At 69.9% G+C, this 25,251-nt stretch carries 23 protein-coding genes; 1 reads left to right on the forward strand and 22 read right to left on the reverse strand.

Translation table 11 applies throughout. The features are described from left to right. Nucleotides 1–185: 185 nt before the first annotated feature. Nucleotides 186–1,955: a glycosyl hydrolase family 18 protein gene (locus BLW14_RS09290; RefSeq protein ID WP_371128058.1), complete on the forward strand. Its 1,770-nt coding sequence runs from the start codon at nt 186–188 to the stop codon at nt 1,953–1,955. An 85-nt stretch (nt 1,956–2,040) separates the two neighbouring features. Here BLW14_RS09290 and BLW14_RS09295 read toward each other — a convergent pair whose 3' ends face one another. The 22 genes from BLW14_RS09295 to lysA form a co-directional block, all read right to left on the reverse strand. Continuing rightward, nucleotides 2,041–2,487, reverse strand: a complete 447-nt coding sequence (locus BLW14_RS09295) for a DUF2550 domain-containing protein (RefSeq protein WP_018521151.1) — start codon at nt 2,485–2,487, stop codon at nt 2,041–2,043. Nucleotides 2,488–2,628: 141 nt separating this feature from the next. Continuing rightward, nucleotides 2,629–3,003, reverse strand: a complete 375-nt coding sequence (locus BLW14_RS09300) for a F0F1 ATP synthase subunit epsilon (RefSeq protein WP_018521150.1) — start codon at nt 3,001–3,003, stop codon at nt 2,629–2,631. A 109-nt stretch (nt 3,004–3,112) separates the two neighbouring features. Then, a complete protein-coding gene (atpD, locus tag BLW14_RS09305; protein ID WP_093706145.1) occupies nt 3,113–4,555 on the reverse strand; it encodes a F0F1 ATP synthase subunit beta in 1,443 nt (480 codons plus the stop codon). Further along, complete coding sequence (locus BLW14_RS09310; RefSeq protein ID WP_093706147.1) at nt 4,555–5,469, reverse strand: F0F1 ATP synthase subunit gamma; 915 nt, start codon at nt 5,467–5,469, stop codon at nt 4,555–4,557. The genes atpD and BLW14_RS09310 overlap by 1 nt, the downstream gene beginning before the upstream one ends. A gap of 3 nt (nt 5,470–5,472) precedes the next feature. Continuing rightward, the gene (gene atpA / locus BLW14_RS09315; protein ID WP_093706149.1) at nt 5,473–7,044 is read right to left on the reverse strand and encodes a F0F1 ATP synthase subunit alpha; all 1,572 of its coding nucleotides are present in this window, start codon (nt 7,042–7,044) and stop codon (nt 5,473–5,475) included. A gap of 137 nt (nt 7,045–7,181) precedes the next feature. Continuing rightward, a complete protein-coding gene (locus BLW14_RS09320; RefSeq protein ID WP_093706151.1) occupies nt 7,182–7,997 on the reverse strand; it encodes a F0F1 ATP synthase subunit delta in 816 nt (271 codons plus the stop codon). Beyond that, nucleotides 7,994–8,539, reverse strand: a complete 546-nt coding sequence (locus tag BLW14_RS09325; RefSeq protein WP_018521145.1) for a F0F1 ATP synthase subunit B — start codon at nt 8,537–8,539, stop codon at nt 7,994–7,996. The genes BLW14_RS09320 and BLW14_RS09325 overlap by 4 nt, the downstream gene beginning before the upstream one ends. 42 nt (nt 8,540–8,581) lie before the next feature. Then, the gene (locus BLW14_RS09330) at nt 8,582–8,821 is read right to left on the reverse strand and encodes an ATP synthase subunit c family protein (protein ID WP_005311859.1); all 240 of its coding nucleotides are present in this window, start codon (nt 8,819–8,821) and stop codon (nt 8,582–8,584) included. Between the two features lie 73 nt (nt 8,822–8,894). Beyond that, on the reverse strand, nt 8,895–9,716 hold the full coding sequence (atpB, locus tag BLW14_RS09335; protein WP_093706153.1) for a F0F1 ATP synthase subunit A: 822 nt from the start codon (nt 9,714–9,716) through the stop codon (nt 8,895–8,897). Nucleotides 9,717–9,942: 226 nt separating this feature from the next. After that, nucleotides 9,943–10,386, reverse strand: coding sequence for a Cg1360 family ATP-synthase-associated protein (locus BLW14_RS09340; RefSeq protein WP_093706155.1), 444 nt, complete (start codon nt 10,384–10,386; stop codon nt 9,943–9,945). 402 nt (nt 10,387–10,788) lie between these two features. Then, nucleotides 10,789–12,213, reverse strand: coding sequence for an MraY family glycosyltransferase (locus BLW14_RS09345; protein WP_093706157.1), 1,425 nt, complete (start codon nt 12,211–12,213; stop codon nt 10,789–10,791). A gap of 148 nt (nt 12,214–12,361) precedes the next feature. Next, complete coding sequence (locus tag BLW14_RS09350) at nt 12,362–13,003, reverse strand: arsenate reductase/protein-tyrosine-phosphatase family protein (protein WP_093706159.1); 642 nt, start codon at nt 13,001–13,003, stop codon at nt 12,362–12,364. Continuing rightward, on the reverse strand, nt 12,999–13,646 hold the full coding sequence (locus BLW14_RS09355; RefSeq protein WP_018521139.1) for an L-threonylcarbamoyladenylate synthase: 648 nt from the start codon (nt 13,644–13,646) through the stop codon (nt 12,999–13,001). Before BLW14_RS09355 ends, BLW14_RS09350 begins: the two co-directional genes overlap by 5 nt. Nucleotides 13,647–13,701: 55 nt before the next feature. Beyond that, a complete protein-coding gene (prmC, locus tag BLW14_RS09360; RefSeq protein ID WP_093706161.1) occupies nt 13,702–14,547 on the reverse strand; it encodes a peptide chain release factor N(5)-glutamine methyltransferase in 846 nt (281 codons plus the stop codon). Between the two features lie 47 nt (nt 14,548–14,594). Beyond that, a complete protein-coding gene (gene prfA, locus BLW14_RS09365; protein WP_093706163.1) occupies nt 14,595–15,671 on the reverse strand; it encodes a peptide chain release factor 1 in 1,077 nt (358 codons plus the stop codon). A 153-nt stretch (nt 15,672–15,824) separates the two neighbouring features. Beyond that, on the reverse strand, nt 15,825–16,049 hold the full coding sequence (gene rpmE / locus BLW14_RS09370; RefSeq protein WP_018102644.1) for a 50S ribosomal protein L31: 225 nt from the start codon (nt 16,047–16,049) through the stop codon (nt 15,825–15,827). A gap of 143 nt (nt 16,050–16,192) precedes the next feature. Further along, nucleotides 16,193–17,293, reverse strand: a complete 1,101-nt coding sequence (locus BLW14_RS09375; protein WP_093706165.1) for an LCP family protein — start codon at nt 17,291–17,293, stop codon at nt 16,193–16,195. Nucleotides 17,294–17,645: 352 nt separating this feature from the next. Next, nucleotides 17,646–19,691, reverse strand: a complete 2,046-nt coding sequence (gene rho, locus BLW14_RS09380; protein ID WP_093706167.1) for a transcription termination factor Rho — start codon at nt 19,689–19,691, stop codon at nt 17,646–17,648. Between the two features lie 404 nt (nt 19,692–20,095). Next, nucleotides 20,096–21,013: a homoserine kinase gene (thrB, locus tag BLW14_RS09385; RefSeq protein ID WP_018521134.1), complete on the reverse strand. Its 918-nt coding sequence runs from the start codon at nt 21,011–21,013 to the stop codon at nt 20,096–20,098. A gap of 310 nt (nt 21,014–21,323) precedes the next feature. Beyond that, nucleotides 21,324–22,394 (reverse strand): threonine synthase, encoded by a 1,071-nt coding sequence (thrC, locus tag BLW14_RS09390; RefSeq protein WP_093706169.1) that lies wholly within the window; start codon nt 22,392–22,394, stop codon nt 21,324–21,326. Between the two features lie 6 nt (nt 22,395–22,400). Next, on the reverse strand, nt 22,401–23,711 hold the full coding sequence (locus tag BLW14_RS09395) for a homoserine dehydrogenase (protein WP_177153931.1): 1,311 nt from the start codon (nt 23,709–23,711) through the stop codon (nt 22,401–22,403). 125 nt (nt 23,712–23,836) lie between these two features. Further along, nucleotides 23,837–25,228: a diaminopimelate decarboxylase gene (gene lysA / locus BLW14_RS09400; protein WP_093706171.1), complete on the reverse strand. Its 1,392-nt coding sequence runs from the start codon at nt 25,226–25,228 to the stop codon at nt 23,837–23,839. Between the last annotated feature and the right edge of the window lie 23 nt (nt 25,229–25,251).

The following is a 25,251-nucleotide window of genomic DNA, read 5'->3' on the forward strand; positions in this document are numbered from 1 at the left end:
CTCAGGGCGGCGCAGGGTTGCAGTTCACGGACCACCCCGTATGTCCGGACCTCACCCGAGGAGCACCGTTGAGCACTGAGACCCCCCGCCGGACCCGATTCAGACTCGGGTCCGGTCAAGCCACCAGAAGCAGAGCCGTCGCGGGCCTCACCGCACTGCTCCTTCCTCTCGCCGCCATGGTAGGCATGGCCTCCCCCGCCGAGGCGGCGACCTCCGCCACGGCCACGTACCTCAAGAAGTCCGACTGGGGCACCGGCTTCGAGGGCCAGTGGACGGTGAAGAACACCGGCACCACCTCCCTCAGCTCGTGGACCATCGAGTGGGACTTCCCCAGCGGCACCGGCGTCGGCTCCGCCTGGGACGCCACCGTCACCCACACGGGCAACCACTGGACCGCCAAGAACGTAGGCTGGAACGGCACCATCGCCCCCGGAGCCAGCGTCTCCTTCGGCTTCAACGGCACCGGCTCCGGCAGCGGCGCCGCCACCAACTGCACGCTGAACGGCGCCTCCTGCGACGGCGGCCCCACCGTCCCCGGTGACAATCCCCCCTCGGCACCGGGCACACCGACCGCGAGCAACATCACCGACAACTCGGCGAAGCTCAGCTGGGCCGCGGCCACGGACGACAAGGGCATCAAGAACTACGACGTCCTGCGGGACGGCGCGGTCGTCGCCACGGTCACCGGCACCACGTACACCAACACCGGCCTGAGCGCCGGCACCGACTACTCGTACACCGTGCAGGCCCGTGACACCGCCGGCCAGACCGGCCCGGTCAGCGGCGCGGTCAAGGTCCACACCACCGGCACCGGTGGCGGCGACGGCGGCAACCAGACCGGCGACAAGGTCAACCTCGGTTACTTCACCGACTGGGGCGTCTACGGCCGGAACTACCACGTCAAGAACCTGGACACCTCCGGTTCCGCCGCGAAGATCACGCACATCAACTACGCCTTCGGCAACGTCCAGGGCGGCAAGTGCACCATCGGCGACTCGTACGCCGACTACGACATGGCGTACACCGCCGACAAGTCCGTGGACGGCGTCGCCGACACCTGGGACCAGCCGCTGCGCGGCAGCTTCAACCAGCTGCGCAAGCTCAAGGCGAAGTACCCGCACATCAAGGTCCTGTGGTCCTTCGGCGGCTGGACCTGGTCCGGCGGCTTCGGCCAGGCGGCCCAGAACCCGGCCGCATTCGCCGAGTCCTGCTACAACCTGGTCGAGGACCCGCGGTGGGCCGATGTCTTCGACGGCATCGACATCGACTGGGAGTACCCCAACGCCTGCGGCCTGACCTGTGACACCAGCGGCCCGGACGCACTGAAGAAGATCACCTCGGCGCTGCGCACCAAGTTCGGCAGCAACAACCTGGTCACCGCCGCCATCACGGCCGACGGCTCCGCCGGCGGCAAGATCGACCTGGCCGACTACGCGGGCGCCGCGCAGTCGCTCAACTGGTACAACGTGATGACGTACGACTTCTTCGGCGCCTGGGACGCGAAGGGCCCGACCGCCCCGCACTCCCCCCTCACCTCCTACAGCGGCATCCCGCAGGCCGGCTTCAACTCCGCCGACGCGATCGCCAAGCTGAAGGCACAGGGCGTCCCGGCCTCCAAGCTGCTGCTCGGCATCGGCTTCTACGGCCGCGGCTGGACCGGCGTCACGCAGGACGCACCCGGCGGCACCGCCACCGGCGCGGCCCCCGGCACGTACGAGGCCGGCATCGAGGACTACAAGGTCCTCAAGAACACCTGCCCCACCACCGGCACCATCGCCGGCACCGCGTACGCGCACTGCGGCACCAACTGGTGGAGCTACGACACCCCCGCCACCATCGGTTCCAAGATGACCTGGGCCAAGAACCAGGGCCTGGGAGGCGCGTTCTTCTGGGAGTTCAGCGGGGACACCAGCAACGGTGAACTCGTGAGCGCGATGAACAACGGCCTCAAGTAACACCCGAGGCTCAACCCCCCGAAAAACGCCGGGGAGACAGGTCCGCCCCCTGTCTCCCCGGTCTTTCGTGTGTGCGGCACGCCGCTCAGGCGACGTTGACCCTCTGGCCGGGCGGCGCCGCCTCCAGCCAGGCGAGGAAACCGGTCAGCGCGTCCTCGCTCATCGCCAGCTCCAGGCGGGTCTCCCGGTGGAGACAGCCGAGCACGATGGCGTCGGAGAGCAGCGCCAGCTCCTCCTCGCCCTCCGGCATGCGACGGGCCACGACCTCGATCGCGGACCGCTCGAGGACTCGGCGCGGACGCGGCGAGTAGCTGAAGACGCGGAACCAGTTCACCTTGTCGCCGCTGTACCGGGCGACGCCGTACACCCAGCCCTTGCCGGACAGGTCGGGTTCCTCGGGTACGTTCCACCGCAGGCTGCAGTCGAAGGTCCCGCCCGAGCGCTGAATCAGCCGCCGGCGCAGACCGAAGACGAAAAGTCCCACTGCCACCAGTGCGACGACCAGCCCGCCCACCCACAGCGCGAGGAACATCTCCACCGACCTCCTCGCGTCGTCGAGTTAACGGATACCGCCCGGAACTTCACCTGCATCTGCATCGCCTCAGCCGCGACACGGTCCGGAGGGGTCTCCGGCACGGGCCGCGGCTGAGGGTAAATCCATGTCGTGAGGTGGCTAGTGTGCCGCCACCGCACGCAGTCGCACTTCGGCGCGCCGCTCGGAAGCGGCGTCCGTGTCCGACTTCGCACGCTCCAGCGCGCGCTCGGCACGCTGGACGTCGATCTCGTCGGCAAGCTCGGCGATCTCGGCGAGAAGCGAGAGCTTGTCGTCCGCGAACGAGATGAAACCGCCGTGCACCGCGGCGACGACGGTGCCGCCGTCGCTCGTACGGATCGTCACCGGGCCCGATTCCAGCACACCCAGAAGCGGCTGGTGACCGGGCATGACGCCGATGTCGCCGGACGTGGTGCGCGCGACGACCAGGGTGGCCTCGCCGGACCAGACACTGCGGTCCGCGGCGACCAGCTCGACGTGCAGCTCAGCAGCCAAGGGTGGCTCCTCGGGTCACCACCCGGCGGTCGTGCCGGGTGTTGGGTCAATTCTACGGGGCGTGGTGAGGGGGACGGGACGCACCCGCCCCCCTCTGTGAGCCGGGGGCTCAGGAGACGCCGAGCTCCTTGGCGTTGGCCTTCAGGTCCTCGATGCCACCGCACATGAAGAACGCCTGCTCGGGGAAGTGGTCGTACTCACCGTCGCAGATGGCGTTGAACGCGGCGATCGACTCGTCGAGCGGAACGTCCGAACCGTCCACGCCGGTGAACTGCTTGGCGACGTGGGTGTTCTGCGACAGGAAGCGCTCGACGCGACGGGCACGGTGGACGACGAGCTTGTCCTCCTCGCCCAGCTCGTCGATACCGAGGATCGCGATGATGTCCTGGAGGTCCTTGTACTTCTGGAGGATCCCCTTGACACGCATGGCGGCCGCGTAGTGGTCCGCCGCGATGTACCGCGGGTCGAGGATGCGGGACGTCGAGTCCAGCGGGTCCACGGCCGGGTAGATGCCCTTCTCGGAGATCGGACGGGAGAGAACCGTCGTCGCGTCGAGGTGGGCGAAGGTGGTCGCCGGCGCCGGGTCGGTCAGGTCGTCCGCGGGGACGTAGATCGCCTGCATCGAGGTGATCGAGTGACCGCGGGTCGACGTGATGCGCTCCTGGAGCAGACCCATCTCGTCGGCCAGGTTCGGCTGGTAACCCACCGCGGACGGCATACGGCCGAGCAGGGTGGACACCTCGGAACCGGCCTGGGTGTACCGGAAGATGTTGTCGATGAAGAAGAGCACGTCCTGCTTCTGCACATCGCGGAAGTACTCCGCCATGGTCAGACCGGCCAGGGCGACGCGGAGACGGGTCCCCGGCGGCTCGTCCATCTGGCCGAAGACGAGCGCCGTCTTGTCGATGACGCCGGAGTCGGCCATCTCCTCGATGAGGTCGTTGCCCTCACGGGTACGCTCACCGACGCCCGCGAACACCGACACACCGTCGTGGTTGTTGGCGACGCGGTAGATCATCTCCTGGATCAGCACGGTCTTGCCGACACCGGCACCACCGAACAGACCGATCTTTCCACCCTTGACGTACGGGGTGAGGAGGTCGATGACCTTGACGCCGGTCTCGAACATCTCGGTCTTGGACTCGAGCTGGTCGAAGTTGGGCGCCTTGCGGTGGATCGGCCAGCGCTCGGTGACCTCGGCCTCGGCCTCGGGCTTGTTGAGGATCTGGCCGAGGGTGTTGAACACCTTGCCCTTGGTGATGTCACCGACGGGGACGGTGATGCCCGTGCCCGTGTCGGTCACCGGGGCCTGGCGGACCAGACCGTCGGTGGGCTGCATCGAGATCGCGCGGATCACGCCGTCACCGAGGTGCTGGGCGACCTCGAGCGTCAACGTCTTGAGCTTGCCGTCCTCGGCCGGGTCGGCCACCTCGACGGTCAGCGCGTTGTAGATCTCCGGCATCGCGTCGACGGGGAACTCCACGTCGACGACCGGGCCGATGACCCGGGCGACGCGGCCCGTGGCAACGGCCGTCTCAACTGTGGTCGTCATTACTTGTCACTCCCCGCGGTCGCGTCGGCCAGCGCACTGGCACCACCGACGATCTCGCTGATTTCCTGGGTGATTTCGGCCTGGCGGGCCGCGTTGGCAAGCCGGGAGAGCGTCTTGATGAGCTCACCGGCGTTGTCGGTGGCCGACTTCATCGCGCGGCGGCGGGCAGCGTGCTCGGAAGCAGCGGCCTGAAGCAGCGCGTTGTAGATACGGCTCTCGACGTACCGCGGAAGCAGGGCGTCGAGGACGTCCTCCGCCGACGGCTCGAAGTCGAAGAGCGGCAGGATCTCGCCCTTGCCGTCCTCCTGCTCCGTGGCACCGAGACTGAGCGGCAGCATCCGGTCGTCGACCGGGTTCTGCGTCATCATCGACACGAACTCCGTGAAGACGATGTGCAGCTCGTCGACGCCGCCCTCGGCGGTCTCCTTGGAGACCGCCTCGATCAGCGGTGCAGCCGCCCGCTTGGCATCCGCGTACGTCGGGCTGTCGGTGAAGCCGGTCCACGAGTCCGAGATCTTCCGCTCGCGGAACCCGTAGTAGGCGACACCCTTGCGGCCGATCACGTACGTGTCGACCTCCTTGCCCTCACCGCGGAGCCGCTCGGTCAGCTTCTCCGCGGCCTTGATGGCGTTGGAGGAGTAACCGCCGGCCAGACCGCGGTCGCTCGTGATGAGCAGGATCGCGGCCCGGGCCGGGGACTCGGCCTCGGTGGTCAGCGGGTGCTTGGTGGTGGAGCCGCCCGCCACCGCGGTCACCGCACGGGTGAGCTCGGTCGCGTACGGCGTCGACGCCGCCACCTGGCGCTGCGCCTTGACGATGCGCGAGGCGGCGATCATCTCCATCGCCTTGGTGATCTTCTTCGTGGCGGTGACGGAGCGGATGCGGCGCTTGTAAACGCGAAGCTGAGCGCCCATCGATCAGCCCTCGCCCAGGAGCTTGCCGTCCGAGGTCTCGAACTGCTGCTTGAAGGCGGCGACGGCGTCGGCGATCGCCTGCAGCGTGTCGTCGGACATCTTGGCGCCCTCGCGGATGCTGGTGAGGAGGTCCTTGCGCTCGCGACGCAGGTACTCCAGCAGCTCCGACTCGAAGCGGCGGATGTCCTCGACCGGGACGTCGTCCATCTTGCCGTTGGTGCCGGCCCAGACGGAGACGACCTGCTCCTCGACCGGGAACGGGGCGTACTGCGGCTGCTTCAGCAGCTCGACCATGCGCTTACCGCGCTCCAGCGAGGCCTTCGAGGCCGCGTCCAGGTCGGAACCGAAGGCGGCGAACGCCTCCAGCTCGCGGTACTGGGCGAGGTCCACGCGGAGCCGACCGGACACCTGGCGCATCGCCTTGTGCTGGGCGGAGCCACCGACGCGGGAGACCGAGATACCGACGTTCAGGGCCGGACGCTGGCCGGCGTTGAACAGGTCGGACTCCAGGAAGCACTGGCCGTCGGTGATGGAGATGACGTTGGTCGGGATGAACGCCGACACGTCGTTCGCCTTGGTCTCGACGATCGGGAGGCCCGTCATCGAACCGGCACCCATGTCGTCGGAGAGCTTGGCGCAGCGCTCCAGCAGACGCGAGTGGAGGTAGAAGACGTCGCCCGGGTAGGCCTCGCGGCCCGGCGGACGGCGCAGCAGCAGGGACACGGCGCGGTAGGCGTCGGCCTGCTTCGAGAGGTCGTCGAAGATGATCAGGACGTGCTTGCCCTGGTACATCCAGTGCTGGCCGATGGCCGAGCCGGTGTACGGCGCCAGGTACTTGAAGCCGGCCGGGTCGGACGCCGGGGCGGCGACGATGGTCGTGTACTCGAGCGCGCCGGCCTCTTCGAGGGCACCGCGCACGGAGGCGATGGTGGAGCCCTTCTGACCGATGGCGACGTAGATGCAGCGCACCTGCTTGTTCACGTCGCCCGAGCGCCAGTTGTCGCGCTGGTTGATGATCGTGTCGACGGCCAGAGCGGTCTTACCCGTCTGACGGTCGCCGATGATCAGCTGACGCTGGCCGCGGCCGATCGGCACCATCGCGTCGACGGCCTTGTAGCCGGTCTGCATCGGCTCGTGCACCGACTTGCGGACCATGACGCCAGGGGCCTGCAGCTCGAGGGCGCGGCGGCCGTCGGTCGCGATCTCGCCGAGACCGTCGATCGGGTTGCCGAGCGGGTCGACGACGCGGCCGAGGTAACCCTCGCCGACGCCGACGGAGAGCACCTCACCGGTGCGCTGCACCGGCTGGCCCTCCTCGATGCCGCTGAACTCGCCGAGGACGATCGCACCGATCTCGCGCTCCTCGAGGTTGAGGGCGAGACCGAGGGTGCCGTCCTCGAACTTCAGCAGCTCGTTCGCCATGGCGGAGGGCAGGCCCTCCACCTTCGCGATGCCGTCGCCGGCAACGCTGACCGTACCGACCTCCTCGCGCGAGGCCGCGTCCGGCTTGTACGACTGGACAAAGTTCTCCAGCGCGTCCCGGATCTCCTCCGGCCGGATCGTGAGCTCCGCCATCTGGGTTCCCTGCTCTCCTTGTTGGGCCCGAAGTTTCTTAAGGGGGTCTGGGGGCCGACCCCCAGGAATCTTCTGCAGTTTCTGCACGGCCCAACCGGGCCGCTGGTCTTGCTCTGTTCTGTTGCGCTGCGCTTGTGTCAGCCGGCCATGCGACGGGTCGCCTCGTCGAGGCGTTCCGCGACGGTGCCGTTGATGACCTCGTCGCCGACCCGCACCGCGATCCCGCCGAGGACCTCGGGGTCCACGTCCAGGTTCAGGTGCATCTGCCGGCCGTAGATCTTCGCCAGGGCCGCGCCCAGGCGCTGCTTCTGCCGGTCGCTGAGCGGCACCGCCGAGGTGACGATCGCGACCGTGCGCTCCCGACGCTCCGCGGCGAGCTTGGAGAGGGAGTCGAGTCCCGCTTCCAGGCTACGTCCACGCGGCTGGGTGACAAGCCGCACGATGACGCGCTCGGTGGTCGGCCGCGCCTTGCCGCCGAGCAGGCTGCGGAGCAGCTCGCCCTTGGCGGCCGGAGTCGCGGTCCGGCTGGTGAGCGCGGCGCGCAGAGCGGTGTCCGAGGCGACGATGCGGCCGAACCGGAAGAGTTCGTCCTCGACGTCGTCCAGGTCGCCGTTGCGCTGCGCGGCGGTGAGGTCGGCGGTGTTCGCCAGTTCCTCGACCGAGTCGACCAGGTCACGCGACTGCGACCAGCGCGAGCGGACCATGCCGGAGACCAGGTCGACGGCTTCGCCGCCCACCTGGCCGCCGAGCAGGCGGCCTGCCAGCTCGGCCCTGGCCTCGCCCGGCTGCGCCGGGTCGGTCAGGACCCGGCGCAGCGACACCTCGCGGTGCAGCAGCGCCGTGACGCCGGCCAGATCCTCGGCGAGCTTCGTCGCGTCGACCGACGTGGAGTCGGTCAGCGCGTCGAGACGCTCGCGTGCGGCAGCCAGTGCCTCGCGGCTCGCGCTGTTCATCGGACGGCCTCGGCCTTCGCCTCGAGCTCGTCGAGGAAGCGGTCGACGGTGCCGCTCTGCCGGGCGTGGTCCTCCAGGGACTCGCCGACGAGCTTGCCGGCCAGGTCGGTGGCGAGCTTGCCCACGTCCTGGCGCAGCGCGGCGGCGGCCGCCTTGCGGTCGGCCTCGATCTGGGCGTGGCCGGCGGCGACGATCTCGTCGCGCTGGCGCTGGCCCTCGGCGCGCATCTCCTGCAGGATCACGGCGCCCTGCTCCTGCGCCTCCTGGCGCATACGAGCGGCCTCGTGGCGGGCCTCGGCGAGCTGAGCCTTGTACTGCTCAAGCACGCTCTGGGCCTCGGTCTGGGCCGCATCGGCCTTTTCGATACCGCCTTCGATGGCCTCGCGACGCTCTTCCAGAACCTTGTTGATGTTCGGGAGGAGCTTCTTGGCGAGGAAGCCGAAAACGATGAGGAAGGCGATGAGGCCAATGACGAGCTCAGGGATCGGCGGAATGAGCGGGTTTTCCGCTTCCTCGGCCGCGAGCTGAACCAGGGGGTTCACGTCAGTGCCTTTCGTCTAGTGGGCTGGTCTGCGATCCGTGGATCAGGAGCCGTAGACGAACGGCATGACCAGACCGATGAGGGCGAGCGCCTCACAGAAGGCGAAGCCGAGGATCTGGTTGGCGCGGATGAGACCGGCGGCCTCGGGCTGGCGGGCGAGGGCCTGGGTGCCGTTACCGAAGATGATGCCGACGCCGACGCCGGGGCCGATGGCCGCGAGGCCGTAACCGATGGAGCCGAGAGCCTTCAGGTCGCCGGTGACAGCGGCAAGGGTCTGGGACATGCCAGTTCTTCCTTCTCTTTCAAGAACCGGTGGGGGTTGGCCACCGGACGACTGCGGAATGTGGGAGCGGGACTCAGTGGTGCTCTGCGAGCGCGCCCTGGATGTAGGTGCAGGTCAGCAGGACGAAGACGTACGCCTGCAGGGCCTGCACGAAGAGCTCGAAGGCGGTCATCACGATCGTCATCAGGAACGAGACGCCTGCGTAGGCAAAGCCGATGCCGTTCAGCAGGTACCAGCTGGCGAGCGTGAACAGCAGCAGCAGCGTGTGGCCGGCGAACATGTTCGCGAACAGTCGCACCGCGTGGGTGAAGGGCCGCACCAGCAGGTTCGAGAACAGCTCGATCGCGGCGGCCAGGTACGCGACGGCGCCGAGCGACTTGTCGTAGCCCGTGAAGTTCTTGAACGCCCCGACGAAACCGTGGCGCTTGAACGTCAGGCTGACCCAGACGATGTAGACGATCGCCGCGAGCACCGCGGGGTACGCGATGATCGCCGTCACCGGGAACTGGGCGACCGGGATGATCGACCAGAGGTTCATCATCCAGACGAAGAAGAACAGCGAGACGACGAGCGGAACGTACTTCTCGCCCTCGCGCTTGCCGATCGTCTCGTGGACGATGCCGCGGCGGATGAAGTCGTATCCCGTCTCGGCGACCATCTGCAGCTTGCCCGGGACGACCTTCGGCTTACGGAAGGCGGCCCAGAAGAAACCGACGATGACGATCGAGCCGAGCAGGGCCAGCAGCATCGGCTTGTTGAAGTACAGGTTGCTGTCCGCGTCGCCCCAGAGGGGCTCGAACAGGAACGAGTGCAGGCCGGGTGCCGGGAAACCACAACCGTCGAAGATGTGGCAATCGGTCTCGAAGGCGAGCACCTGTGTCGGGTCAGCACTCACCGCGGGCTCCTTCAGCGTGGCGCATAGGTACGGCAACCTCGTTGTGTCGGCGCGGCGCGCAGCCGCGGTTCGGCACTGGACTGGTGTTTCGGATGTGTGAGCGGCAGTCAGGCATGTGAGCCTCGCGATCGAGCAGGCGTCAGCTCACATGCACGCGCCCGCAGTGCCGCAGTTGGAACCGGACGATAGCAGGGTCCTGAACCCCCCTTTATCCCGCCCCTACCCTTCACGATCTGGGCCCCGAGTTCTTGGGCTTCTCGCTCTTGTCGGACTCCGACTCGGGCTCCACGTAAAGGATCTTGGCCTTCATGTGCGCACGCGCCTGCGCCCCGATCCACACGAGGGTCGTCACGACCAGTGTGAGGGCGAAGGCCTTGGGGTTGAACACCGTGGTGTTCTTGAATGCCGCGACGAAGATGAAGAGCAGGAGCAGCTGAGCCGTGTAGAGCATCAGCCCCATGGCCTGGAACAGGTGGGGCAGTGACTTCGCGGTCCGTTGCAGGACCACGAGGCCGATCCCCATGAAGACGATGACCACGACCGTCGCGACGACGGCACCCAGGGCCCCCTTGCCGCCTGCGACACCCGCGCTGACCGCGGCGGCGATGGCGCCGGCGGCAGCGGTGGGCACGGCGGCGTGAAGGAGAGTCCGGACGTCGCTGGACGGCATGGGGCAGCTCCGCTTTGCAGGGGGGTGGGCGATGTGTCGTCAGGGACGAGCGTAGGGCCGGATCGAGTCGATGCCTTTCGGTCCAATGGACCGCGTTACTCAGGCCCTTCGGCTCAACCACCGGGTTCGTGAACGGTATCACAAACTATTTGATGAGGTCTTTACCAAGAAAGTGTGCTCGCTGTCACACCTGAGTGTGAACCTGCGCGCGTGAGCGTCCGGGGCGGAGGATTGTCCTGTAATGGGGACTTATTTCCGTGCGGAATCGCGGTGCGCGGCAACCCTGTTCGAAGCCGAGCCCGGTCGTCAACATCGCGCAGCCTGGTGCGCCCCCACGAGCTACGTGAGACATACGGCACCCCCGGGCCGACACCAAGTGCCTTGCCCGCAAGCTCCGTCGGCTCAGCGGTGCGTGGAGCCGGCCTTGCGCCGGTCCGCGAAGCGGGAGCGGGAGCCGATCGCGGTCGCGCCGTTGACGCCCGAGACTCCTGCGGCGGGCGGGGCCTGTGAGGCGGGCTCGCGGCCCTCCTGCCCTCCCGGGGTCTCCAAGGTCACCGGCAGTCCCTCGACGGCCTCAGCCGGCTCCTCACGGCCTTCCGCGGCCTCGTCCGACGCCGCGGCTGCCCCCGGCCCCTCGCCGCGACGCCGTCTGCGGCGGTAGCGCGGCGGGACGAAGCGTTCCGCCCAGCGCGGGGCGCGCGGGGTGAAGCGGGGCATCAGCAGCAGGATCAGGCCCAGCGCGCTCAGGCCCACGATCACCAGGACGATCCACATCGACGTCGAGTGCACCGAGTACCCCACCGCGCCGAAGGCGATCAGCGCCGACCAGAAGTACATGATCAGCACCGACCGGCTGTGCGAGTGGCCGATGTTGAGCAGCCGGTGGTGCAGGTGGCCGCGGTCCGCCGCGAACGGCGACTGGCCGTTCCAGGTGCGCCGCACGATCGCCAGCACCAGGTCCGCCGCCGGGATGGCGATGATGGTCAGCGGCAGCAGCAGCGGGATGAACACCGGGAGCATCGCGTGGGTCGCCTGGCGCTCACTGCCCTCGAAGAGCCTCATGTTGTCCGGGTCGACCTGCCCGGTCACCGAGATCGCGCCCGCCGCGAGCACGAGCCCGATCAGCATCGAGCCCGAGTCGCCCATGAAGATCCGCGCGGGATGCATGTTGTGCGGCAGGAAGCCGAGGCACATGCCCATCAGGATCGCCGCGAAGAGCGTCGCCGGGGCGGCGGCCTCGATGGTGTGCCCGTACCAGAGCCGGTAGGTGTACAGGAAGAACGCGGCGGCGGCGATGAGCACCATGCCGGCCGCGAGCCCGTCCAGGCCGTCCACGAAGTTGACCGCGTTGATCGTGATGACGACCAGTGCCACGGTGAGCAGCGTGCCCTGCCACGGAGTGAGGGCCACGGTGCCGACGCCCGGGATCGGCAGCCACAGGATCGTCAGGCCCTGGAGGACCATGACGGCGGCGGCGAGCATCTGCCCGCCGAGCTTGATCAGCGCGTCGATTTCGAACTTGTCGTCCAGGACGCCGATCAGCCAGATCAGCGCCGCCCCGGAGAGCAGCGCGCGCGGTTCGCTGGACAGCTCGAAGACGCCGTCCAGGTTGGCCAGGTGGTTGGCGACGATCAGCCCCGCGCACAGCCCCCCGAACATGGCGATACCGCCGAGCCTCGGGGTCGGTTCGCGGTGGACGTCGCGCGCGCGGATCGCGGGCATCGCCCCGACCGCGATGGCGAACTTGCGCACCGGACCGGTGAGCAAGTAGGTCACAGCGGCCGTGACACAGAGTGTCAGCAGGTAATCACGCACGGGCTGCCCCACAGATATCGCCGGCCATCTCAGCCCACACCTTAACTAGACAGGTCCCATGGTTGAGGACACGGAGCCGTCCGCGATGGTTGCACGGACCGCTGTCCCCGTGGCCACGGGGTCGTCGGACCCCGCCCGTTCCCGGACGGTGAGCGAAACGTCAGCGGGACGCCGAAACCCCGGTGAGCGCCGTGACGACCGGGTCGAGGGCCTGGCTGATCTCGTCGCCGACGGAGCGGAAGAACGTGATCGGGGCGCCGTACGGGTCGTAGACCTCGTCGGCCTCCGCGGTCGGCGCGAGCAGCCAGCCGCGCAGTGCGGCGGCGGCCCGGACCAGGGCGCGGGCGCGCTCGACGACGCCCTCCTCGCCGGCGTCGGGCAGGGTCGCCGGGTCTATGGCCCGCACGAGCCGGGTGAACTCCTTGAGCGTGAAGGTCCGCAGTCCGGCGGAGTGGCCCATGGAGATGACCTGGGCGCGGTGGTCGCGGGTGGCGGTGAGCACGAGATCGGCGCGGATCACGTGCTCGTCCAGCAGCTCACGGCCGGTGAACCCCGTGGCGTCGGCGCCGAAGTCGGCGAGCACCACCTCGGCGTTGGCCTCCATCGGGGCGCCCTCGTGACCCCAGGTGCCGGCGCTCTCCACGATCAGCCCGCCCTGGAGCGGGTCGCCGAGCCGGTGCACCAGGGCATGCCGCGTCAGCCGCTCGGTGATCGGCGAGCGGCAGACGTTGCCGGTGCTGACGTGGAGGATGCGGAAAGTGTCGGGCAGCCCCGCTATGCCACGCCCCTCGGGGCGGTCAATTGGCCACCTCGAGGTCGGGTACCACCTTGCGCAGTTCCTCGGCCGAGAGCGCCCCGGCGCGGAGCAGGACGGGCACCTTGCCGGTGACGTCGACGATCGAGGACGGCACGATGCCGGGGGTCGGGCCGCCGTCGAGGTAGACGGAGACCGAGTCGCCGAGCATCTCCTGGGCGGCGTCGCAGTTCTCCGGCGAGGGGTGGCCGGTCAGGTTCGCCGAGGACAGGGCCATCGGGCCGGTCTCGGTGAGCAGTTCGATGGCGACCGGGTGCAACGGCATCCGGATGGCGACGGTGCCCCGGGTGTCCCCGAGGTCCCACTGGAGCGACGGCTGGTGCTTGGCGACGAGCGTGAGGCCCCCCGGCCAGAAGGCGTCGACCAGCTCCCAGGCCATCTCGGAGAAGTCCGTGACCAGGCCGTGCAGCGTGTTGGGCGACGGGATGACCACCGGGGTGGGCATGTTGCGGCCGCGGCCCTTGGCGTCGAGGAGGTCGCGGACGGCCTCGGAGCTGAAGGCGTCCGCGCCGATCCCGTACACCGTGTCGGTGGGCAGCACGACGAGTTCGCCGCGGCGGACGGCCGACGCGGCCTCACGCAGACCCGTCGCACGGTCGGTCGCGTCGTTGCAGTCGTATCGCCGTGCCATCAGCCGGCCTCCTCAAGCATGTACGGGTAGGGCTGGTACGGGTGGACGGCCCCGGTCACGGCATCGCCTTGCGGGCCGTGGCGAAGCGGGGGCGCCGGTTGAGGTCCGGGTGGTCGGCCGCGTCGGCCCAGCCCCGCTCCTCGGTGAAGATCCAGGGCACCTGGCCGCCCTGTGTGTCGGCGTGCTCGATGACGACGAGGCCGCCGGGGCGGAGCAGGCGGTGCGCGGTGCGCTCGATGCCGCGGATGGTGTCGAGGCCGTCCTCACCGGAGAACAGCGCCATCTCGGGGTCGTGGTCGCGCGCCTCGGGCGCCACGTACTCCCACTCGGTGAGCGGGATGTACGGGGGGTTGGAGATGACCAGGTCGACCTGGCCGTCCAGCTCGGGCAGGGCGCTGAGCGCGTCGCCGCGGTGCACGGTGACGCGGGAGTTCTCGGCGTTCTTCCGGGTCCACTTCAGGGCGTCCTCGGAGAGCTCCACGGCGTGCACGCGGGAGCGCGGGACCTCCTGGGCCATGGCGAGGGCGATGGCGCCGGAGCCGGTGCACAGGTCGACGATCAGAGGCTCGACGACGTCCATCGCGCGGACGGCGTCTATGGCCCAGCCGACGACCGACTCGGTCTCGGGGCGGGGCACGAAGACGCCGGGTCCGACCTGGAGCTCCAGGTACCGGAAGAAGGCGCGTCCGGTGATGTGCTGGAGGGGTTCGCGGGCCTCGCGGCGGGCGATCGTCTCCCAGTAGCGGGCGTCGAAGTCGGCGTCCGGCACGTTGTGCAGCTCGCCCCGCTTGACGCCGTGCACGAACGCGGCGAGTTCCTCGGCATCGAATCTCGGTGAGGGAACACCGGCGTCGGCCAGCCGCTGGGTGGCCTGGGCCACCTCGGCGAGCAGCAGGTTCATCGCGGTTCTCCGTACGGGTTCAGAGCGGGGCGGGGCGGGCGGCGGGCTCAGGCTGCGGCGAGCTTGGCCGCGGAGTCGGCGTCGACGCACGCCTGGATCACCGCGTCGAGGTCGCCGTCGAGCACCTGGTCCAAGTTGTACGCCTTGAAGCCCACGCGGTGGTCCGAGATCCGGTTTTCCGGGAAGTTGTACGTCCGGATCTTCTCGGACCGGTCGACCGTACGCACCTGGCTGCGACGTACGTCCGAAGCCTCCTGCTCGGCGGCCTCCTGGGCGGCGGCGAGCAGCCGGGAGCGCAGGATGCGCATGGCCTGCTCCTTGTTCTGGAGCTGGCTCTTCTCGTTCTGGCAGGAGGCGACGACGCCCGTCGGCAGGTGGGTGATGCGCACGGCGGAGTCGGTCGTGTTGACGGACTGGCCGCCGGGGCCCGAGGAGCGGTACACGTCGATGCGCAGATCGTTGGCGTGGATCTCGACGTCGACCTCCTCGGCCTCGGGCGTCACGAGGACGCCGGCGGCGGAGGTGTGGATGCGGCCCTGGGACTCGGTGGAGGGCACGCGCTGCACGCGGTGCACGCCGCCCTCGTACTTCATCCGGGCCCAGACGCCCTGGCCGGGCTCGGTGGCGCCGTTGCCGCCCTTGGTCTTCACGGCGACCTGGACGTCCTTGTAGCCGCCGAGCTCGGACTCGGTGGAGTCGATGATCTCGGTCTTCCAGCCGACGCGCTCGGCGTAGCGCAGGTACATGCGCAGCAGGTCGCCGGCGAACAGCGCGGACTCGTCGCCGCCCGCCCCGGCCTTGATCTCCAGGAGCACGTCCTTGTCGTCGCTGGGGTCGCGCGGGACGAGCAGGAGGCGCAGCTTCTCGGTGAGTTCCTCGCGCTGCTGCTCCAGGTCCTTGACCTCGGCGGCGAAGTCGGGGTCGTCGGCGGCGAACTCGCGGGCGGTCTCGATGTCGTCGCCGGACTGCTTCCAGGAGCGGTACGTCGCGACGATCGGGGTCAGCTCCGCGTAGCGCTTGTTGAGCTTGCGCGCGTTGCCCTGGTCGGCGTGGACCGCGGGGTCGGCGAGCTGCTTCTCGAGATCGGCGTGCTCGCCGATCAGTTCCTCGACCGCCTCGAACATCTCGGGCTCCTGGTTCCTTCGCTCGTCGTGCCTGCCGGCCGGGTGGGTTGCCTGCCGGGGCCGGGGTACGGAGACCCCGTGCCCGGACCGGAAAAAAACGCCGGTCGCGGCGCCCCCGGGAAGAGGGCGCCGCGGACCGGCGCGGACGGCTCGCTACTTGCCGGCGGCCTTGGCGCCCTTGCCGAAGCGGGCCTCGAAGCGGGCCACACGGCCACCGGTGTCGAGGATCTTCTGCTTGCCCGTGTAGAACGGGTGGCACTCGGAGCAGACCTCGGCACGGATGGTGCCGCTGTCCAGCGTGGAGCGGGTGGTGAACGACGCGCCACAGGTGCAGCTGACCTGCGTCTCGACGTACTGGGGGTGGATGTCGCGCTTCAAGGGTGTCTCCTAGGTTCGGGAGGGCACCGGGTCGTACGCGCGGATTGCGCGTCCGTGAACCGGGGCCGACGTACCAGTCTGCCAGGACCGGCCGTATCTCCCAAAACGAGGATGGACGGCCGGGTATTCCGGGACCGTGCGGGTCACTTCACGATCTTGCTCGCGTCGCCCTTGTCGCCGGCCGACTGCTTCGTCGCGGAGGCGGGGATCGCCCTGTCGGCGTTGAGCGCGTTCCAGACCTGCTTGTCGGCCTTCTCCAGCGGGATGACGCGGTTGGGGTCCGCGGGGTCGTATTGGACGGGCAGGGTCACCATGTTCACGTCGTCCGAGCCGAGTCCCTTGAGTCCCTTGGCGAAGCTCGCGAGCTCGGTGACGGAGCCCAGCTCGGAGTCGGTGGTGATGGCCTTGGTGGCGGTGTCCGCGACGCCGTAGAGCTTGCTGCCGTTGAACACGCCCACGCTCTTGACCTGCTGCATCAGCGCCTTGATGAACGCCTGCTGGAGCTGGATGCGGCCGAGGTCGCTGCCGTCGCCGACGCTGTGGCGGGTGCGGACCAGGCCGAGGGACTGCTCGCCGTCCAGGGTGTGCGTGCCGGGCTGGAGGTCGAGGTGGCTGTCGGGGTCGTCGATCGCCTTGGTGGTGGTGATCTCGACGCCGCCGAGCTTGTCGATCAGCTTCTTGAAGCCGGTGAAATCGACCTCGACGTAGTGGTCCATGCGGATGCCGGACATCGACTCGACGGTCTTCACCGCGCAGGCCGGTCCGCCGACCTCGTACGCCGTGTTGAACATGGCGCGCTGCTGCCCGGCCGCGGGCTTCCCGCTGACGTCGCCGGTGCAGTCGGGGCGGGTGACGAGGGTGTCGCGCGGGATGGAGACCACGCTCGCGGTCTTGTGGCCCTTGTCGACGTGGACGACCATCGCGGTGTCCGAGCGGGCCGCGCCCTCGTCGGCGCCGTACTCGCCGTTCGCGCCGGAGCGGGAGTCGGAACCGAGGACGAGGATGTCCTCCGAGCCGTTGTCGACGTTCTCGGGGCGGTCCTTGCCGAGCGCGGAGTTGATGTCGACGGCCTTGAGGTTGCCGTTGAGGTGCACGTACGCGTATCCGAGCCCCGCGCCGCCGACGACGACGGCACCGGCCAGGCTCCAGACGGCTATGCGCGTGGCCCTGCGGCGGCGGGACGGCTTCCTCCGGCGCTTGCCGGTGCCCCGTATTCGGCTGCTGCTCCCGCTTCGGTCGCTCATGCTCTCCTCGTTCCCTCGCTGCTTTCGGCTACCCCCTGCATCGGCGAGCGGGTCTGTGTGCCGCTTTGTCGCGCTTGTTCGTCACTCCTGGGTACGACGCGACGGCGACGAAAAGGGTTGCACAGGCGGCTGTGGCCTCCGGATGAGCGCGCGGCGCCGCGTGCGGGCCCGCGGACGGCTCGTGTTCCGGCGTTCACCTGCGGTTTCGTGGCTCATGCAACGGTCGTACGAGGACCTCGCGCGCGGGCGCCCGTGTGGCGAAGGTCTCGGGACGGCAACGGGCGTACGGCACAGGGCCGCCCCCGCACCGGAGTGCGGGGGCGGCCCTGTGTGCTGCCGGGTGGGGCTACGACTAGTCGTTGTTGCCCGGGGACGGCGTGGTCTTCTGGATCTGGAGCAGGAACTCCGCGTTGGACTGGGTCTTCTTCATCCGGTCCAGCAGGAGCTCGATGGCCTGCTGCTGGTCGAGCGCGTGGAGCACCCGGCGCAGCTTCCAGACGATCCCCAACTCCTCGCCGCCCAGCAGGATTTCCTCCTTGCGGGTGGAGGACGCGTCGACGTCCACCGCCGGGAAGATCCGCTTGTCGGAGAGCTTGCGGTCGAGCTTGAGCTCCATGTTGCCGGTGCCCTTGAACTCCTCGAAGATCACCTCGTCCATGCGCGAGCCGGTCTCGACGAGCGCGGTGGCCAGGATGGTCAGCGAGCCGCCGTCCTCGATGTTGCGCGCGGCACCGAAGAAGCGCTTCGGCGGGTAGAGCGCGGTCGAGTCGACACCACCGGACAGAATGCGGCCGGAGGCCGGGGCGGCGAGGTTGTACGCGCGTCCCAGGCGGGTGATCGAGTCCAGCAGGACGACCACGTCGTGACCCAGCTCGACGAGGCGCTTGGCGCGCTCGATGGCCAGCTCGGCGACGGTGGTGTGGTCCTCGGCGGGGCGGTCGAAGGTCGAGGAGATGACCTCGCCCTTCACCGACCGCTGCATGTCGGTGACCTCTTCCGGACGCTCGTCGACGAGGACGACCATCAGGTGGCACTCGGGGCTGTTGACCGTGATCGCGTTGGCGATGGCCTGGAGGATCATGGTCTTACCGGTCTTCGGCGGGGCCACGATCAGACCGCGCTGGCCCTTGCCGATGGGGGCGACCAGGTCGATGATCCGCGTCGTCAGGACGTTGGAGTCGGTCTCCAGGCGGAGCCGGTCCTGCGGGTAGAGCGGGGTCAGCTTTTGGAACTCGGGGCGGCCGCGGCCGGATTCGGGCGCCATGCCGTTGACCGAGTCGAGCCGGACCAGCGCGTTGAACTTCTCGCGGCGCTCGCCGTCCTTGGGCTGGCGCACGGCACCGGTGACGTGGTCACCCTTGCGCAGGCCGTTCTTGCGGACCTGGGCGAGCGAGACGTACACGTCGTTCGGGCCCGGCAGGTAGCCGGAGGTCCGGATGAACGCGTAGTTGTCGAGGATGTCCAGGATGCCCGCGACGGGGATCAGGACGTCGTCGTCGCTGACGGGCGGGGCGTCGCTCGCGAAGTCGTCGCGTCCGCGACGGCCCCGGCGGTCGCGGTAGCGCCCACGACGGCCGCGCCGGCCGCCCTCGTCGTCGAAGCCGTCGTCCTGCGGGCCGTTGTTGCCGCCCTGGTTCTGGCCGCCGCCGCCCTGACCCTGACCCTGGCGCCGGCCGCCCTGCTGGTCGTCGCCCTTGCCGCGCTGGCGGTCGCGCTGGCGGTCACGGCGCTGCTCGCCGCGGTCGCCCCGGTCACCGCGCTGGCCGCGGTCCTGGCGGTCGCCGCGACGCCCCTCGGCGTTGTCGGCACCGGCCTCGGCCTTGGCGTCGGAGCGGTCCTCGGCGGGCGCCTCGTGCTTCTGGTCCTGCTTCGGCTCGTCCTGGGCGCGGTCCTTGGTCTGCGCCTTGGCGTCCGGCTTGCTCTCCGGGCTGCCCGCCTGGGCGGTGGCACGGCGGCGACGACGCTCGCCCGCGGGCTGGTCGTCGCTGGCCGGCTGGCCCGGGATGTCGATCTGCTGCTGGGCCGCGGCCTTGTCGGCGGGCTCGGCGGCGGTCTCGTCGGCCGTGCCGGTGCGCGCCTTGGAGGTGGCGCGGCGCTTCGGCTTGGTCTCGGCGCCTTCGGCGGGGGCCGCGGCGGCCTTGGCCTTGGGGGCGGAGGAGCCGCCGCCGGCCTGGGCCTCCTTGATGACCTCGATCAGCTGGCTCTTGCGCATCCGCGCGGTGCCCTTGATACCGAGGCCGGACGCGACCTGCTGCAGCTCGGCCAGGACCATGCCCTCGAGGCCGGTGCCGGAGCGGCGGCGCCGTGCGGTGGTGCCAGTGGCAGCACCTTCGGCGGGCGCGGCGCTGTCGACGCTCTTGTCGGCAGTCACGCCCATCAGATCGGTGGTGTCGCTCACGAAGGGTCCTTCCCTGGAGCGGACGTCGGCCTTCTGGCTCGGCGACCGGTTGTGCTGTCCGGCTGCGGTCCTCGGTTGGTGCGGCCCGTGCCGGGGCGGTGGTCCGCCGGATGGAACGGCGGAGAGATGGGGTGTGCTGGGGCCCGGCGCGAGCATCCCCCTGCTCGGCCCACTCCTGGACGAGCGAGGGGTGTCGTGCCGGTTCCGGAGCGTGCTCGCAACTGCTCAGGCAGGCTGCTCAGGCAGTTGGGGAGGCTCCCGGAAGAAATGGTGGTCCCGAACGGGACACGAAGCAACGCGCCTCATGGACGTCGATTGCAGACTTGAGGTTAACACTACCGGCTCCAACAAACATTCCCCCTCTCACTCACCGGCAATCACTTCTCGGCCAGCAGCCTCGCGTGCTACGGGGCCAGCGGCAGGACGCTCGCGCCCTGGGCGTCGAGAGCGAGCCGATTGGCGGCCCATCCCTCGCCCGCCAGTGCGGCGACCTTGTCGGCAGCGCCGTCCTCGGCCAGCGCCAGCACCGTCGGTCCGGCGCCGGAGATGACCGCGGGGACGCCCTCGGCGCGCAGCCGGCCGACGAGTTCGACGCTCTCCGCCATGGCGGGCGCGCGGTAGTCCTGGTGCAGCCGGTCCTCGGTGGCCGTGAGCAGCAGCTCGGGGCGCCTGGTCAGGGCCTCGACGAGGAGGGCGGCACGGCCGGCGTTGAAGGCGGCGTCGACGTGCGGGACGGTGCGCGGCAGCAGGCCGCGGGCGGTCTCGGTGAGCACCGGCTTGCCGGGGACGAAAACCACCGGAACGATGGAATCAGCGGGATCCATCCGGATCGCGCGGGCGGACGCGCCGTCCATCCAGGCGAGCGTGAATCCGCCGAGCAGGCAGGCCGCGACGTTGTCGGGGTGGCCTTCGATCTCGGTGGCGAGTTCCAGCAGGGCCGCGTCGTCGAGGCGGGCGTCACCGCCGGTCGTCACGGCGCGGGCGGCGACGATCCCGGCGCAGATGGCGGCGGAGGAGGAGCCGAGGCCGCGTCCGTGCGGGATGCGGTTGGCGCAGACGATCTCCAGGCCGCGGGGCTGTCCGCCGAGCAGGTCGAAGGCGGTGCGCAGGGAGCGTACGAGCAGGTGCTTCTCGTCGCGGGGCAGGGTGTCCGCGCCCTCGCCGGCGATGTCGATGTGCAGTCCGGAGTCGGCGACGCGGACGACGACGTCGTCGTACAGGCCGAGCGACAGGCCGAGGGCGTCGAAACCGGGGCCGAGGTTGGCGCTGGTCGCGGGGACGCGCACCCGGACGGCGGCGGCTCGGAAGGCGGGACCGGCCATCGCTGTGACGACTCTCCTTGTGAAGGCGGCGGGGATTCGGGGCGCTGCGACCGCGGGGATGGTGTTCGGGGGGAGCGGCAACGGCCCGGCACCCCGGCAGATGCGGCGGGGCGGGTTGGGTACAGCTTATCGAAGGAAGGTTCTGTGGCGACATAGGGCGCACAGGAGGCGCACGATGCGTGTCGCACGGCCGCGATGCGCTCTCCGTACCGGAAAGGGCCGGTCGGGGGCGCTTTCTGACGAGGTGTCGTGCCGGTGGCGCCCCGGGGCCGTCGTGGACGGACCGGCCCCGGGGCTTCGTCGTACGGCGTTACGCCAGGCCCAGCTTCTCGGCGGCGGCGGCCGCGTCGACCGGAACGGTGACGGGCTGCGGGGCGCCCGCGACGGCCCAGTCGGGGTCCTTGAGGCCGTTGCCGGTCACCGTGCAGACGATGCGCTGGCCGGGGTCGACCTTGCCCTCCTCGGCGGCCTTGAGCAGACCGGCGACGGACGCGGCCGACGCGGGCTCCACGAAGACGCCCTCCTGGGAGGCCAACAGGCGGTAAGCGGACAGGATCTGACGGTCCGTGACCTCGTCGATGAAGCCGCCGGACTCGTCGCGCGCGGCGAGCGCGAAGTTCCAGGAGGCCGGGTTGCCGATCCGGATCGCGGTGGCGATGGTCGACGGGTCCTTGACGACCTCGCCGCGCACGATGGGCGCGGAGCCGGACGCCTGGAAGCCCCACATGCGCGGCTTGTGCGTCGACATGCCGTCACCGGCGTACTCGGTGTAGCCCTTCCAGTACGCGGTGATGTTGCCCGCGTTGCCGACCGGGAGGACGTGGATGTCCGGGGCGTCGCCGAGCGCGTCGACGATCTCGAACGCGGCGGTCTTCTGGCCCTCGATACGGACCGGGTTGACCGAATTGACCAGCGCGACCGGGTAGTTGTCCGAGAGCGAGCGGGCCAGCGTCAGGCAGTCGTCGAAGTTGCCGTCCACCTGGAGGATCTTGGCGCCGTGCACGAGCGCCTGGCCCATCTTGCCGAGCGCGATCTTGCCCTGCGGCACGAGGACCGCGCAGACCATGCCGGCCCGTACCGCGTAGGCGGCGGCGGAGGCGGAGGTGTTGCCGGTGGAGGCGCAGATGACGGCCTGCGCGCCCTCCTCCTTGGCCCGGGTGATGGCCATGGTCATGCCGCGGTCCTTGAAGGACCCGGTGGGGTTGGCGCCCTCGACCTTGAGGTGCACCTCGCAGCCCGTGCGCTCGGAGAGGACCTGAGCGGGGACGAGCGGCGTACCGCCCTCACGGAGCGTGACGACCGGCGTCGTGCTCGTGACCGGGAGACGGTCCCGGTACTCCTCGATGATGCCGCGCCACTGGTGGGTGCCCTTGGTGGTCATGGGTCCTTACTCCCCTTCAACACGCATGATGCTGGCGACACCGCGCACGGTGTCGAGCTTGCGCAGCGCCTCGACGGTCCCGGAGAGGGCGGCGTCGGGCGCGCGGTGGGTGACGACGACGAGCGATGCCTCGCCGTCGGTTTCCTGACTGTCCGGCCGGCTCTGCTGGCGGACCGTATCGATGGATACGCCCTGGTCGGCGAAGACCGTCGCGACCTGGGCGAGCACGCCCGGCTTGTCGGCCACGTCGAGGCTGATGTGGTACCGCGTGACGACGTCGCCCATGGGGCTCACCGGCAGACGCGTGTACGCGGACTCGCCGGGCCCGGGGGCCTCGTTGAGCTTGTTGCGGCAGACGGCCACCAGGTCACCGAGGACCGCGGACGCGGTGGGGGCGCCGCCCGCGCCGGGGCCGTAGAACATCAGCTGCCCGGCGGCCTCCGCCTCGACGAACACCGCGTTGTACGCCTCGCGGACGGAGGCGAGCGGGTGGCTCAGCGGGATCATCGCGGGGTGCACGCGGGCCGTGACGGAGCGGCCGTCGGCGGCGCGCTCGCAGATGGCGAGGAGCTTGACGGTGCAGCCCATGCGGCGGGCGGACGCGATGTCGGCGGCGGTGACCTCGGTGATGCCCTCGCGGTGCACGTCGCCGATCCGCACCCGGGTGTGGAAGGCGATGCCGGCGAGGATCGCGGCCTTGGCGGCGGCGTCGAAGCCCTCCACGTCGGCGGTGGGGTCGGCCTCCGCGTAGCCGAGGGCGGTGGCCTCGTCGAGCGCCTCGGAGTAGCCGGCGCCGCTGGTGTCCATCTTGTCGAGGATGAAGTTGGTGGTGCCGTTGACGATGCCGAGCACCCGGTTCACCTTGTCGCCCGCGAGGGACTCGCGCAGCGGCCGTACGAGCGGGATGGCACCGGCCACGGCGGCCTCGTAGTAGAGGTCCCGGCCGTGCTGCTCGGCGGCGGCGTGCAGGGCGGCGCCGTCCTCGGCGAGCAGGGCCTTGTTGGCGGAGACGACGCTCGCGCCGTGCTCGAAGGCGGTCCTGATCAGCGTGCGGGCGGGCTCGATGCCCCCGATGACCTCGATGACGACGTCGATGTCGCCCCGTTTGACGAGGGCGGTCGCGTCCGTGGTGATCAGCGCGGGGTCGATGCCCTCGCGCACCTTGGAGGGGCGGCGGACGGCGACACCGGCGAGCTCCACCGGTGCGCCGATGCGCGCCGTGAGGTCGTCGGCGTGCGTCGTCATGATGCGCGCCACCTCTGAGCCGACCACTCCACAGCCCAGCAGCGCCACCTTCAGCGGACGCGTACGCATCATCCGACCTCGTTTCCTTTACACCTGTTGTACGGACCAGTCTCACTCACCGGACGGGTGTTCCTGCCACCCGTCCGGATCCTGAGATGTTTACTGGGACAGCGTGGTACGCCCCCGGAAATACGGCTTCAGCCGACGTCGAGACGCAGGAGATCTTCCTCCGTCTCGCGCCGGACGATGACCCGCGCCTCGCCGTCCCGCACGGCGACGACCGGCGGGCGCAGGGCGTGGTTGTAGTTGCTCGCCATGGAGCGGCAGTACGCGCCGGTGGCGGGCACGGCGATCAGGTCGCCGGGGGCCAGGTCGGCCGGCAGATAGGCGTCCTTGACCACGATGTCGCCGCTCTCGCAGTGCTTGCCGACGACCCGGACGAGCATCGGTTCGGCGTCCGAGGTGCGCGAGGCGAGCGAGACGCTGTACTCGGCGTCGTACAGCGCGGTGCGGATGTTGTCCGACATGCCGCCGTCGACGCTCACGTACGTGCGCAGCCCCTCCAGCGGCTTGATGGTGCCGACCTCGTACAGCGTGAAGGCGGTCGGGCCGACGATGGCGCGGCCGGGCTCCACGGAGATACGGGGGGTGGCGAGCCCGGCGGCCTCGCACTCGCGGGTCACGATGTCACCGAGCGACTTGGCGATCTCGTGCGGCTCGCGCGGGTCGTCGTCGGAGGTGTACGCGATGCCGAGGCCGCCGCCGAGGTCGATCTCGGGCAGCTCGACGCCGTGCTCGTCGCGCACCTCGGCGAGCAGCCGCACGACTCGGCGGGCGGAGACCTCGAAGCCGGCCATGTCGAAGATCTGCGAGCCGATGTGGGAGTGGATGCCGACGACTTCGAGGCCGTCGAGCGTGAGTGCCCGGCGCACGGCCTCGGCGGCCTGTCCCCCGGCCAGCGCGATGCCGAACTTCTGGTCCTCGTGGGCGGTCGCGATGAACTCGTGGGTGTGCGCCTCGACGCCGACGGTGACCCGGATCTGGACGCGCTGGCGCCTGCCGAGGCTCTGCGCGACGTGCGCGACGCGGACGATCTCCTGGAAGGAGTCGAGGACGATGCGCCCGACGCCCGCCGCGACGGCCCGCTCGATCTCCTCGACGGTCTTGTTGTTGCCGTGGAAGGCGATGCGCTCGGCGGGCATCCCGGCGTCGAGCGCGGTGGCCAGCTCGCCGCCCGAGCAGACGTCGAGGTTGAGCCCCTCCTCCTTGAGCCAGCGCACGACCGCCCGGGAGAGGAACGCCTTGCCGGCGTAGAAGACGTCGGCCCCGGGCCCGAAGGCGTCGGACCAGGCGCGGCAGCGGTCCCGGAAGTCGGCCTCGTCGAGGAAGTAGGCGGGGGTGCCGAACTCCTCGGCCAGGCGGGAGACCGGGATTCCGCCGACGGTCACGGCGCCGTGCTCGTCGCGGGTGACGGTGCGGGACCACACCTTCTCGTCGAGGACGTTGAGGTCGTCGGCGGGGGCGAGGTAGTGGCCCTCGGACATGACGTCGGCGTGACGGGGTCCGGCGGGGTGTGCGGATCGGCTCATCGTGTGGCTCTGCTCTCTCGGGG

Source organism: Streptomyces sp. 2131.1, assembly GCF_900105515.1.
GTDB lineage: Bacteria > Actinomycetota > Actinomycetes > Streptomycetales > Streptomycetaceae > Streptomyces > Streptomyces drozdowiczii.